The sequence below is a fragment of the Paenibacillus peoriae genome (assembly GCF_022531965.1).
In the GTDB taxonomy this organism is placed as follows: Bacteria; Bacillota; Bacilli; order Paenibacillales; family Paenibacillaceae; genus Paenibacillus; species Paenibacillus polymyxa_D.
The window spans coordinates 2,382,470-2,394,955 of record NZ_CP092831.1 but is presented as its reverse complement, the minus strand read 5'-3'; the positions used below and the strand labels follow the sequence as shown (position 1 = coordinate 2,394,955).

General features: G+C 45.9%; 11 protein-coding genes and 1 pseudogene. All 12 read right to left on the bottom strand.

The window, feature by feature from the left end; genetic code table 11:
* Positions 1 to 7 precede the first annotated feature (7 nt).
* On the bottom strand, positions 8 to 934 hold the full coding sequence (opp4C, locus tag MLD56_RS10980; protein ID WP_029519128.1) for an oligopeptide ABC transporter permease: 927 nt from the start codon (positions 932 to 934) through the stop codon (positions 8 to 10).
* A 15-nt stretch (positions 935 to 949) separates the two neighbouring features.
* Positions 950 to 1,903: an ABC transporter permease gene (locus tag MLD56_RS10975; RefSeq protein ID WP_029519127.1), complete on the bottom strand. Its 954-nt coding sequence runs from the start codon at positions 1,901 to 1,903 to the stop codon at positions 950 to 952.
* A gap of 107 nt (positions 1,904 to 2,010) precedes the next feature.
* Complete coding sequence (locus MLD56_RS10970; RefSeq protein WP_049817073.1) at positions 2,011 to 3,735, bottom strand: ABC transporter substrate-binding protein; 1,725 nt, start codon at positions 3,733 to 3,735, stop codon at positions 2,011 to 2,013.
* Between the two features lie 198 nt (positions 3,736 to 3,933).
* A complete protein-coding gene (locus tag MLD56_RS10965; protein WP_029519125.1) occupies positions 3,934 to 4,869 on the bottom strand; it encodes an ArsR family transcriptional regulator in 936 nt (311 codons plus the stop codon).
* A gap of 250 nt (positions 4,870 to 5,119) precedes the next feature.
* Positions 5,120 to 6,529 carry a discoidin domain-containing protein gene (locus MLD56_RS10960; RefSeq protein WP_029519124.1) on the bottom strand — a complete coding sequence of 470 codons (1,410 nt, stop codon included), beginning with the start codon at positions 6,527 to 6,529 and terminating at the stop codon, positions 5,120 to 5,122.
* A gap of 370 nt (positions 6,530 to 6,899) precedes the next feature.
* Positions 6,900 to 7,034 (bottom strand): annotated as a pseudogene (locus MLD56_RS26115) (dockerin); the annotation flags it as partial.
* A gap of 9 nt (positions 7,035 to 7,043) precedes the next feature.
* A complete protein-coding gene (locus MLD56_RS10955; RefSeq protein WP_029519123.1) occupies positions 7,044 to 8,201 on the bottom strand; it encodes an amidohydrolase in 1,158 nt (385 codons plus the stop codon).
* Between the two features lie 56 nt (positions 8,202 to 8,257).
* Positions 8,258 to 9,274: an LLM class flavin-dependent oxidoreductase gene (locus tag MLD56_RS10950; protein ID WP_029519122.1), complete on the bottom strand. Its 1,017-nt coding sequence runs from the start codon at positions 9,272 to 9,274 to the stop codon at positions 8,258 to 8,260.
* Between the two features lie 15 nt (positions 9,275 to 9,289).
* On the bottom strand, positions 9,290 to 10,042 hold the full coding sequence (locus MLD56_RS10945; protein WP_029519121.1) for an amino acid ABC transporter ATP-binding protein: 753 nt from the start codon (positions 10,040 to 10,042) through the stop codon (positions 9,290 to 9,292).
* Positions 10,039 to 10,749, bottom strand: coding sequence for an amino acid ABC transporter permease (locus tag MLD56_RS10940; RefSeq protein ID WP_029519120.1), 711 nt, complete (start codon positions 10,747 to 10,749; stop codon positions 10,039 to 10,041). The genes MLD56_RS10945 and MLD56_RS10940 overlap by 4 nt, the downstream gene beginning before the upstream one ends.
* Positions 10,746 to 11,525, bottom strand: a complete 780-nt coding sequence (locus MLD56_RS10935) for an amino acid ABC transporter permease (protein ID WP_029519119.1) — start codon at positions 11,523 to 11,525, stop codon at positions 10,746 to 10,748. The genes MLD56_RS10940 and MLD56_RS10935 overlap by 4 nt, the downstream gene beginning before the upstream one ends.
* A gap of 76 nt (positions 11,526 to 11,601) precedes the next feature.
* Positions 11,602 to 12,453, bottom strand: coding sequence for a transporter substrate-binding domain-containing protein (locus MLD56_RS10930; RefSeq protein ID WP_029519118.1), 852 nt, complete (start codon positions 12,451 to 12,453; stop codon positions 11,602 to 11,604).
* Positions 12,454 to 12,486 lie beyond the last annotated feature (33 nt).

The following is a 12,486-nucleotide window of genomic DNA, read 5'->3' as shown; positions in this document are numbered from 1 at the left end:
TGATCACCTACCTCTTATGTTTCGGGTCAAGTACATCCCGCAGCCCGTCACCAAAAATATTAATAGCGATGACTGTAGCAAAAATAGACAGTCCTGGCGGTATCCACAACCACGGTCGTTGCTGAAAATCCAGCACATTGTTAGCGGCATCAATCATATTGCCCCAAGTTGGTGTCGTGGGTAGCACGCCAAGGCCAAAGAAGCTGAGTACAGATTCACTCAAGATAGCTCCGCCAATATTCAATGTAGCGATAACGATCAACAACGGTAAAATATTCGGCAGCAGATGCTTGAACAGCTTTCGACGATTCGAGAGTCCCAGTACCGTCGCGGCTTGCATAAATTCACGTTCCCGCAAACTAAGCATCTGGCCCCTCACCATCCGTGCAATCCCCGGCCAGTTGACCAGACTAAGCATCAGCATGACAATATACATCCGTTGATCGGGTGGAACCTTCCAATCAGATAGCAGCGCGCCCATAATAAATAGCAGGGGCAAACTGGGAATTGTCAGCAGCAAATCAGCAACGCGCATAATAATCTGATCTGCAATCCCGCGAAAATATGCGGATATGACCCCCAGCGTAGCCCCCAAAAAGACTGACAATACCATGGAAGCCAAACCCACGGTAAGAGAAATTTGACCTGCCTGCATCACACGTGTCAGCACATCCCGTCCCAGCTTGTCTGTTCCTAACCAGTGATGGATATTTGGCGCCTTGTTCATCATTAATATATTTGTTTTATTATCGGAATAAGGAGAAAATAGCGGGCCGATAAAACAGAGCAAAAACATAAATACCACGACGAGCAGACCAGCCATAGCAAGCTTGTTTCTGAACAGCTGCCGGAGCGCTTGCTGCCACATTGAAGATTTAACAGTTGCTTGCAGTCTGCCGTTGCTCTTGCTCAAATTACTGCTCACGGATGACATTCCTTAGCCCCCTTCTTACACTTTCACACGCGGGTCCGCGATGCGATACAAAATATCGGACAACAGTGTCCCGATCACGCTCAATATGGCAATTAGCATCGTAAAGCCCATAAGTAGCGGATAATCCCGGAGCGAAAAGGATTGCATGTACAACTGACCGATCCCCGGCCAATTAAAAATCTTTTCAATAATCAGGGACCCGCCAAACAGCGCAGGTAATTCGAAGCCAACGAGCGTAATGGCAGGCAGTAATGCATTTCTCAATGCGTGCGTAAAAAGTACCTTTCTTTCCTTTAAGCCCTTTGCACGGGCTGTGCGTATATAATCCTGCTGGATCACGTCGATCATATTGCTACGGAAGTAGCGGGTCAACGACCCCAGTCCCAGCAGCGTCATAACGATCACTGGCAAGGTCATATGCTGGAGAACCTCCTTCACATACTCCATACCTGTAGCGTTACTGCCCGTATTGAGCATGCCACCGGGTGGCAACCACTTCAGGTCAACCGCTGCGATTTTAATCAGATACAGTCCGATAAAAAAAGAGGGCACAGACATGGCAGCGAAAATCATTACCATTACCAAAGTATCAAACCATGAATACTGCTTATAAGCAGCAACCACACCAATAATGACCGCGATAAACCAGGTCAGGAAGGTCGATATAACGGCCAGCAAAAACGAGTTCCAGATATATTCATTAAATAAGGTCAGCACCGGCTTCTGCTGGGCAAGCGAATAGCCAAAATTGCCATGCAGCGCATTGCCTAGCCAATTTCCATAGCGTTCAAGAATAGGCTTATTTAGGCCGTAAATTTCCCTCAGCTCCGCCTTTCTCTCTGGCGACAGCTTCAGATTGCCGCTAATGAAATCTCCCGGTGTCATGGCATACAGGAAAAAAATCATCATCGATGCGGCCAACAAAATAATAACCATATACGTCAGTCTTTTCGTTAAAAACGAGCTCATGACAGACTCCTTTCAATTCAAGGTCAGGCTACTCATTACGTTTCCCCCATTTGGGAGGCCCCTTGATCCGAACCTGATGTTCTTCACAAGGGGCCCGCAAATGTGGCTTATTTAAGGGACCATTCGAACAGATTACCAGACAAGCCAATGAACGGACTGACCTTTACATGTTCCATCCGACCATTGTAGGCATACACCGTCTTCTTATAGTTGGTAAAAATAACGGGCAGTTCATCGTTTAGCAGCACATATAATTCTTTATATATTTTCTTGCGTTCTTCCATATTCGTCGTAGACAAGCCTTTTTCATATAGCTCTTTTACCTTTGGATTGTTATATCCCTTGACTTCTCCATTAACGAATTGCTCGATTCCATCCGATGGATCTGTCAGCATGCCTGTCGAGAAGGCGGCGAGATCATAATCTTTACCTTCTACTTTGGCTACCATTGCATTAAAGTCTGCAAAGATTTCCGGCTGAAGGTCAACACCAATCGCTTTGTAATTTTCAGCCGCAAGCGCAATAAAGGTGTCTGTTTCTGGACGTTTAGAGGTCAGCAGGTGAATGGTCAGCTTCTGTCCGTTTTTCTCACGGATACCGTCACTACCTTCCACCCAACCCGCTTCATCCAGCAACTTTTTCGCTTGCTCCGGGTCGTAGTTGTATGGATTGATTCCTTCGGTCGTGTAAGACCAGAATATTGGGGAAGCTGGAATGTTTGCGACTGCCCCTGCTCCCTGAGCTGCGTCGACATAAATACTTTTCCGATCTAGTCCATAGGTCAATGCTTGACGAACCTTTTTATCCTTAAGCTTTTCATTTTCTAGATTTACTTGCAAATATCCGTAAGTGCTAGGGGTATACGGCAAAATGTTTAAAAAGCCAAGCCCTTTCAGTTTGTCAATATTTTCCTGAGTTGCGGTGAAGGATGCAAAGTCGGTATCGCCCGTTTCAATAAACTGCCAAGCATCGCCTTCTGCTGTTTTGTAAATGAAATGCTGTGTTTTCGGCTTGCCTTTGAAAAAGTGATCATTCGCCTCCAGACGAACTTCTTGCCCCGGAATAAATTTTTCCAGCTTATAAGCCCCATTCCCCAGAGGACTACTATGTAGATTCTTAAAATAATCCAGCTGTCCAAACTTATAATCCTTGCCGTAGTAGGCTTTGGACAGTACATATTCACCCAGAATCGGCAGAGCCAACGCGTTAGGTTTTTCCAACGTCGCAGAAATGGTCTGCGCATCAATTACCTTGATTCCTGCAATTTGTTTTGCCTTGCCTTCCGTATAGGCGTTGCCGCCTTTAATGTTCAGCTTTCGGATTTGACTGTCGCCAGGATAGGCTTTGTCATAGATCAACGTCCAAGTAAAAGCGACATCTTCTGCTGTCAAAGGGGAGCCATCACTGAATTTAGTACCGGGAACCAGATGAAATGTATACGTTAGATTATCTTTAGAAATATCCCAGCTCTTAGCCAGATTGGGCAGCGGAAGCCCCTTCTCGTCTACTGTGACCAGCGGAGTCCACAATTGCGAAATCACGTTGCCGTCATAGCCGCTTTGGTTAAAATACGGAGTAAACACCCCGGCTGGGTCAGTCAGACCCACAATAATCGTGTCGCTTCTCTTTTTGGACACTTCCGGCAATTTGGACATATCAGAAGCCTTTACCAAACTTGTTAATGGCTGCGTTGTAGTAGCTGTCTGTGTGTCCCCATTATTTTGGGCAGTAGCATTGTTGGAGCTGTCCGGTCCACCGTTAGAGCAAGCCGCCAGCAAAATAGAGCTCGCCAGAAGTAGACTGCTAAGTAAAATAATACTCTTTTTCAACATAATCCCCCCGAGTTAAATTATTAAATTCCGATAGAACAAGTTGTGATTAAGAAGATAAACCTCATTATAGGAATTTATTGGGGTTCTGTAAAGGGAGAACTACATTTTTTATGTAAAAAAAAGACGTCAACTCATCTGGATTCCAAATGATCGACGTCTATTTGTTTAAAGTGTTAAAGTCTGACGGGTGCGTGCAGCCTAATTTCGCTCCATATAGCCAAAAATGCTCCGATGCATTTCATCCACAGCCGAAAGCCGTGCGCTATATCCGAGTAATGTTTCTCCATCAAAATGTGCATGAATGAAGCCGGAGGCCCGGAGCTTAAAAATATGGTCGTGCGTGATTCCCTTGGACAGCTTGAGATGACGGACAATCTCAATAAAGGTTCGTGGAGACTGGCTTTGATACAAATATTTTAAAATCCTAAGCCTGCTCTTCTCCCCCAAGCTTCGGATCATTCGATATTCCTGTGGGGATAAAAAATCTTCCTCCTGAACATAAATTCCTGCCGAGTAATGGCATAACAGGAGCGACCCAAATCGATAAATAATATTTATCGGCTGAAAATGGTATTGAGGCACCAGCAACACGCGCGTCAGTCCCTCGGAAGGCTCGAACCGGAAGCCATTAGTGGTACGATCCACCCACTCCATAGAGCTATAAACGCCCTTCTCCTTATTTCTTCGTTCAGCTTCCTGTTCCAGACCGCTTAGAATACTTATATCCACATGGCGAAAATACTCTTCGTCCCAGCCAGATAGCAGTTGCAAAGCAAGTTTGCGAAGCTTCTCCATGTCGTCAGGCAGCGGAATCCCATAGGCTGATGCCTGTTGTTTTAATTCCTGTAAAGTCTGGCTTTCCAAACGGTCTACGACCTCTTCAACGCCCCCCTGATCAGAAAGCATATAGACAAGTCCATAAATAACCTTCCAATCTGCATTGATTTCCATGGACTCCAGCAATTCGGACAAACCTGGAGACAGCGTTCCACTCACTTGCTCCGCCCATCCGGCTGATAAGTCGGTCTTCTTGTAAGCCTTGCGGCAAATAAAGGTGTGTAAGCTGCTGAGCAGCTCAAACACCGGTCCATATGCTACATGTACATCGTAAGGAGCATTCACGTCGTGACTCATCGCTTTCTGTCCTCTTTTCTATCATATCTGATGTCCATTATACATACTATCGTACACCCATTCATTCTTAGTGAGCCATTCGTACGAGAATTTAGCAAAACACAGACACAAATATGAAGGAAACAAGCGCTATAATCAAAGCGCAAAAAAAGCCTGATCTCACCAGACTTTAACTGTTCAGCTATGAATTCAAAAAGGTTATCTCCCACAAATATCGCAGGAGACAACCTTGGGTCAAATAGTATAATGTTTAAAGTTTGTTAGCTGCTACTTTCCACTCTAAAATTCCTGTGGATGCTGAACCTTTGGATACCATTTCAATTCTTAATTTCGTTGTTTTTACAGGCGTAAAAGTAGTTGTATTATACTGGTCTGCCGAAGCACCCAATCCATTAGCCTGCTTGACATTGGACCAGCTGCGACCATTCCAATACTTAATCTTGTAAGACTTAGGAACATCAATGCCACCGCCATCTTTAAACCAATAGACATCCGTTTGGGATACCGTATATTCTTGATCAAAATCATATTGGACCCATTGTGTACCTGTCTCAGGCCAATTGCCGTACACGGCATGACTTCGATCATTAGAATTAGCAGGTTCAAATCCATCGTTTAGCGCGCTTACATTTTCCCAAGTTGAAGTATAGGAACTGCTAGCCGTTGCCGCAGGCGCAATGTTTACGCTTTTATCAGGATCTATTTCAATTGGGCCATCGTCGTCTTTAGTCGTGATTGGGAAACGAGCCGTATCCTTTTTGATTTGACTCCAGGTATACCGCAGCATCCAAACATCCCAGTCGGTGATATGATCGGAGTTGCCAGCCCACATAATCGTGTTCGTTGGAAATCCACCTGGTGGACGCTCATGTTCTTCATAAAAATCGTTTAATCCAAATCCATGCCCAATTTCATGTTCAGTAATCTCAATCTCATCAGAATTCACCGTACTCAGAACGTATTCATCATTCATGCGTTGTCCCCAGTCGCCGCCGGCTCCCCCGCCAAAATTTTCTGTGGCCCAGAGATACATATCAAAGCGTTTATCCAATCCACCCGGATATGAATAGTTCGGGTCCGAAAAATGCTCAAATCGGGATATTTCATTAGGCGCAACTGGAAGTGCAGCAGGAATTTCCGGTTTTTCAGAAGCTAGTGTATCTAGAATGGTATCCGTATAAATGACCTCGTCAGGCTGCTTGTCTAGGAGCAGTGAAGGATCGGCAACAGCCCAGCCTACCACTTTTACTTTAATATTCTTATAGGGCCAGCCGTCATATCCTTGAAGATGATCTGTCCAATGGTTCATCTGCCGATCTATCATTTTAGCAATATCCTGGCGTTGCTTCAGTGTAACAGGCTTAGAGGATTGCCAGCGTATAACATAATTAAGAGTCCCTTTACCCGCAAAAATTTGATCAAAAATCGTATTTTTACGAGCCGTTGAGCCTTCGGTCAACATTCTATTCTTCCAAACCCATTCCACCGATGATTTGAGATAAGGTGGCATATCAGCCAATGTCGAATCACTCGTTGCTGCAACCACAGAATTCCGGTTTAGATGAGAATCCGCTGATATAAAACTAGCATTTCCCATCAGTAATGAACTAGCAATGACTACTGAAAAAGAAGCCATCATCATTCCTTTTCTGTTCAACATGTATGTACCTCCATATCCATTTGTATTATTGCAGTAGTTTTCCTGAAACGATGATCTCTATCAGCTCTCTTTTCGTGTTTGCGAACTAATCTAGGAGATCAAGAGTACACTATCAATCCTCCTTGTCGTTTTTTGTAAATAATCACAAATCATATTATCACTGGATTATTACATCGTCAATATTTTCCTTAATGATTTAAATTAGGATTTTTAATCGTATTTTGGGACATATACTTACTCTTTGCATGCACAAAACTGGTATTTTATAAAATGAAAAAACCGTTTATTCACTGAATCAATTCCATCGCAGAATTTGATTTTGGAATAAACGGCTCTATTTATAAGCTTTTTCACACTACTCTAGCATTTTTTAGCGGGTAGGAAAACGAGTAGTATCCTTCTTGACTTGGCTCCAGGTATACCGCAACATCCAGGTATCCCACTCTGTTATTTTGGGAGAATTGCCGGCCCACATAATAGTTGGCACAGGAAAACCACCGCTAGGCTCACGCTCCTAGTCTATGGATATCAATGCCGACTCGGCCAGTGAAGCCAGTAGCTTCGCTGTTCCGGGCAACGCACGTTCGTCCAGATCAAAGGCAGGATGATGCCATTCCTGGCTTCCCGCAGTGCCGACAAAGACAAATACACCTGGGATGTTCTTCTGATAAAACCCAAAATCCTCGCTCGCCGAGGACGGTACGGGGCGAACGACTTCCAGACCGACCGCTTCGGCCACCTCTTCCGCGATAGCGGTCAACTTACCGTCATTCAGAACAGGTGGCGGACCCTCGATCCAGCGGATGGTTGCTTTCGTGCTGAAAGCATCGGCAACACCTTTTACGACCTGCTCGAAGCGTTCAGTCACCTGAGCGCGAACATTCTCGTCAAATGTGCGGATTGTTCCGTCCAAATGGGCGCGGTCAGGAATGATGTTCCAGGCGTTGCCACTGTGCAGCTTCGTGACGCTAATGACCGCGCTATCCAGCGGATTAACGCTCCGACTCACAATGGATTGCAGCGCCGTAATGATATGTGACGATACCACGATGGGGTCAATCCCTGCATGCGGCACTGCCGCATGTGTGCTCAGACCCTCCACCTTGATGTAAAAACCATCCGCCGCTGCCATTAGAGGACCTTCTTTGATGCCGACCGTGCCTACGGGCAGGTCTGGCTTGTTATGCAGGCCAAATATGGCCTGCACCCCTGCCAACGCACCGCTGTCCAGCACTTGGGCAGCGCCTTTGGCCTTTTCCTCAGCTGGCTGGAACACCAGCCGAACCGTGCCTTTCAGCTCCTGCTCCCGCTGCTTCAGGAGTATGGCTGCTCCTAACAAGGACGCGGTATGAAAATCATGCCCACAAGCATGCATCTTGCCCGGATGCACCGAAGCATAAGGCAATCCCGTCTCCTCCTGAATAGGCAACGCATCAATGTCTGCACGAAGCGCGACAGTTGGTCCCTCCTGCCGTCCGCCAATTTCCGCTACTAATCCGGTACGCAGCGGCACATCCAGAATCGTTATGTTCTGTTCTTCCAACAGACGTCGGATAAAGGCGGTAGTTTCAAACTCCTCGTTAGATAGCTCGGGATTTCGATGCAGATGGCGGCGAATATCCACCAGTTGCTGCTCCAAAACCTGCTCCTTCGTTCCGGTTGATCCACTCATCCCTATTCCTCCTTCGTGAACCCAAAATAGTTACAATTCTCTCAGACCAACAATTTCTAGGACTGCACAGGCAATCCGGCAAAAGCTTCATGCAACAACTCGAACGAGCGCACGCGCTTGTGTATATCTCTTATTCCTGTCGTAACGATCAGCTCATCGACCTGATACTTCGCTTGAATTTCCGTCAGGACAGCATAAATTTCGTCTTTATTCCCTTTGTTAATTTGCGCTTGTGTAGCTTCAATTGTATATTCTTCACCCGATTGCTTGCCAAACTTTTCTGCACTTTCCAACGTGCCCACCGTAGCCGTCTTGCCACTGGCCAGATGAATTTTGTACAGCTTGTGCTCCCCTGCTAACTCTGCAGCTTCCTCGGAAGTGTCCGCTACGATGACTGAAAGCGCAAAAAGAGCTTTCGGCTCACGTCCATAACTATAATCGAAAGACGCCCGATACGTACGGAATGAGTCCAATGCAACCTGCTCATTACTATTGATAAATTGCGAGAAAACGTAGGGCAACCCCAAACGCGCAGCAATTCCAGCACTGTCTGTACTTGTACCCAAAACGTAAATATCTGCCGGTGTTTCTGGAATCGGATTCGCCTGTAACCCGACTAACGGTCCTTCTTCAGACGGAATATTATGAATATAGCGACTTACTTCATCAATTTTTTCTTCGAGAGAAGGCGCATCATGAACGTTTCGTTGTAACGCCTGTGTGGATTTCGGCAACCCGCCCGGTGCGCGTCCGATTCCCAAATCTACGCGACCCGGTGCAAGAGAGGACAGCACATTAAAGTTTTCGGCTACTTTATAAGGGCTGTAATGCTGAAGCATCACTCCACCAGAACCGACTTTAATACGCTCAGTGCGTGCCAGCAAGTGGGAAATGAGTACCTCTGGCGAAGAGCCCGCAACCTGCTCGGAATCGTGATGCTCTGATACCCAGAAGCGCGTAAAACCCAATTCCTCTACACGCTGTGCTAGCTTAATCGTATTACGAAGGGCCTGCGCTGCCGTTTCCCCCTCGTGTATAGGGCTTTGATCCAATACTCCGATTTTAATACTCATGTCTCCCTCTCCCGTCTAAATTGAATAGTTATATTCCGGTGTAATCCGTTTCAGGAATTGTTGGGTACGTTCCTCTTTGGGGTGGTTAAAAATGTCGTCCGGTGTGCCTTCCTCGATAATATGACCGCCATCCATAAATACCACATGATTTGAAACATCGCGCGCAAAGCCCATTTCATGTGTAACGACAATCATCGTAATGCCTTCCTTCGCAATCTTGCGGATCACCGACAACACCTCACCCACCAGTTCAGGGTCCAGCGCCGAAGTCGGCTCATCGAACAAAATCACTTCCGGGTTCAGCGCCAAAGCACGCGCTATGCCGACACGCTGCTGCTGCCCGCCGGATAGCTGGCTTGGATAATGATTTAGCTTTTCACCCAGACCGACCTTTTCCAGCACTTCAATGCTAATTTTTTTCGCTTCCTCCTGCTTGACCTTGCGGACAACGACAAGTCCTTCCATGACATTTTCCAGTGCTGTTTTATGCTTGAACAAATTGTATTGCTGGAAAACCATAGCCGTCTTTTGGCGTAGAGCCAAAACATCCTTCTTCGCAGGTCGCTTGCAGTTCACTGTAAAATCTCCAATGCTGACTTCCCCATCATTCGGCTTTTCCAGATAATTAATGCAGCGTAGCAGAGTCGTTTTTCCTGAACCGCTCGGGCCTAAAATAACGACGACCTCGCCTTTGTTCACGGTCAAATCAATGCCTTTAAGCACTTCATGTTTGCCGAACGACTTCGTAATATTTTGCAGACGGATCATGATGCTCGACCTCCATTAAACACATTGATTTTTTTCTCCACCAACCCAGATATTCGCTCGATCAATACCGTCAAGCCCCAAAATAGCAGTGCAGCTGCGATATATACCTCCAAATATTTCCAGTTGGTAGATGCCAGAATTTCAGCCTGTGCCTGGATTTCTGTGACAGAAACCGTGAAAGCCAAGGTAGAGCCATGAAGCATCCCAATAACGGAATTCGTCAGATTTGGCAAACTCACCACGAATGCCTGCGGAAATACAATCCGTCTCAGCACTTGCCACGTCGTCATCCCGACAGCATAAGCCGCCTCGATCTGCCCCTTGTTGACCGATTGAATTCCAGAACGGACGACCTCAGACATATACGCGCCACTGGTAATGGAAAACGAAATGAGTGCAAATACCATATAAGGAACATCTTTGGATTGCAGCGGCCAGCCGAAATGCTTCGCTCCCGCATCAATTAACAAAGGCAAACTGAAATAAATAAGCAGCAAATGCATCAGCATCGGTGTGCCACGGATAAAGGTAACGTAACCGTGGGAAACCTGGGACAACACAGGAACCTTATAGATTCGCGCCAGCGCCGTTATCATACCGATGACCAACCCTGCCAGTACAGAAACCACCGTAATCATTAAGGTGTTGGGCAACGCGGAGAACAACCCTAAAAAGGCAGTATATATAAATCCAAAATCCAGACTCATATGCCTTTACCTCCTTTACTCAGACGAGGACTTCTCAGGTAGCGCACCACAAAACTTTTTCGTTTTTCGGGTTCTTTCTGCACTTCATCCCGATGCTCATGCCGGAGAAGCGTATTTTCCAGCACCCTGAACAATTTTTGTAAAATCAGACTGATGACCAGATAAATAAGGGATAACGCGATGTAGGTTTCAACAAAATGCTGGGTAGCCGACCCTAATGTCTGTGATTTCCCTGTCATCTCCATCGCTCCGATTGTAAATGCCAGCGAGGTATCCTTCAGATTGCCAATCACCAGATTGGAAAATATCGGAATCACCACAGCCAGCGCTTGCGGCATTATGATACGTGTAAAGGTCTGATAGCCTGACATGCCGACGGACTGTGCAGCCTCGATTTGTCCTCGGTCTACTGCCTCTACTCCTGACCTGATAATTTCGGAAATAAAGGCTCCACTATTGAGTGCGTAGGTCGCTACAGCAAACCACAACACATCCCATCTGGAGGAATTGATATCTACCAGCTTTAGTAGCTCTGGCAGGCCGTAATACACCAGAAACAATTGGATTAGAATAGGTGTTCCGCGAAAAAAGGAAACATACACCTGAGAAACACGTTTGAGAAATGGAATGTTATACATGCGAGGCAGCGCAACCAACAGACCAATGATAAGCCCCAATACAAGCGAGCTTGCTACAATAAACAAGGTGATGTGTAAGTAAGACAGCATTTTCGGGATAAAGCTAAAAACATAGTCAATATTGAACTCTCTGCTCATATGCCTGCCTCCTTTCTATACATCAGCGGTCAGAATACATAGAGTACCCTGACCGCTGAAATGTCCAAGTCTATCCTTACTTTTTACTGCTGTTACCTTCCTTTTTCACATCTTCCAGAGACTTCGTGAAATCCTCTCCAAGCCATTTAATGCTCAGCTTCGACAGCGTACCGTCGTCCTTCACTTCCTGAATGGCTTTGTCCAGGTCATCCGCCAATCCTTGCTCATTTTTATTCAGTACATACAGTACATCCGATTGAGTCAAAGGATCACCAACGGTTTTCAGAGCTACTTCTCCTTTTTCATCGGTGTTAAAACGGTTCGCAAAGTCTGTCGTAACGGTAGCATCTATACGGCCACTCGTAATTTGTTGCACCGTATCATTGGCCGCACCACTCGTATAAACGATATTCAGGGCATCTCCATGGTTTTTGTTATATTCTTTTAGCACATACGCCGCATTACTGGTTGGGCTGGTAAGTACCTTTTTCCCTTTCAAATCATCAATGGAATGAATGGTATTGTTATCCTTCGCTACAGCGACTCTGTTCAGAAAAATGCTATATGGATTTTTGTTGAACAGATACTTGGCTTCACGCTCCGGGTTTTTTTCCATTTGATGCGATACCAGATCAATCTTGCCGGCATCGAGACTTAGCAGCAAATTTCCAAAGTCCATCGTTTTGAATTCAAATTCGTATTGAGGTAGGCGCTTGTCCAGCTCCTTGATCAGTTCCACATCAAAACCTGTTAAATTTCCGTTTTCGTCAATAAAGCATACATTTTTGAATTGAGTACCTGTGCCTACGATAATTTTTTTCACGTCTCCGCTTGAACCTGACGCACTGGACGCGTTATCTGAGGAACCGCAGCCTGCCAACACCAGGATGATTGCCATAACAGACAATATTGCAAACCACTTTTTCATATGAATCCCCCTCATCTCTTTGTATATCAGCAG

Coding starts and splice junctions, on each gene's coding strand:
- opp4C (WP_029519128.1), bottom strand. CDS start 934: ATGTCATCCGTGAGCAGTAATTTGAGCAAGAGCAACGGCAGACTGCAA.
- MLD56_RS10935 (WP_029519119.1), bottom strand. CDS start 11,525: ATGAGCAGAGAGTTCAATATTGACTATGTTTTTAGCTTTATCCCGAAA.
- MLD56_RS10975 (WP_029519127.1), bottom strand. CDS start 1,903: ATGAGCTCGTTTTTAACGAAAAGACTGACGTATATGGTTATTATTTTG.
- MLD56_RS10970 (WP_049817073.1), bottom strand. CDS start 3,735: ATGTTGAAAAAGAGTATTATTTTACTTAGCAGTCTACTTCTGGCGAGC.
- MLD56_RS10965 (WP_029519125.1), bottom strand. CDS start 4,869: ATGAGTCACGACGTGAATGCTCCTTACGATGTACATGTAGCATATGGA.
- MLD56_RS10940 (WP_029519120.1), bottom strand. CDS start 10,749: ATGAGTCTGGATTTTGGATTTATATATACTGCCTTTTTAGGGTTGTTC.
- MLD56_RS10960 (WP_029519124.1), bottom strand. CDS start 6,529: ATGTTGAACAGAAAAGGAATGATGATGGCTTCTTTTTCAGTAGTCATT.
- MLD56_RS10945 (WP_029519121.1), bottom strand. CDS start 10,042: ATGATCCGTCTGCAAAATATTACGAAGTCGTTCGGCAAACATGAAGTG.
- MLD56_RS10955 (WP_029519123.1), bottom strand. CDS start 8,201: ATGAGTGGATCAACCGGAACGAAGGAGCAGGTTTTGGAGCAGCAACTG.
- MLD56_RS10930 (WP_029519118.1), bottom strand. CDS start 12,453: ATGAAAAAGTGGTTTGCAATATTGTCTGTTATGGCAATCATCCTGGTG.
- MLD56_RS10950 (WP_029519122.1), bottom strand. CDS start 9,274: ATGAGTATTAAAATCGGAGTATTGGATCAAAGCCCTATACACGAGGGG.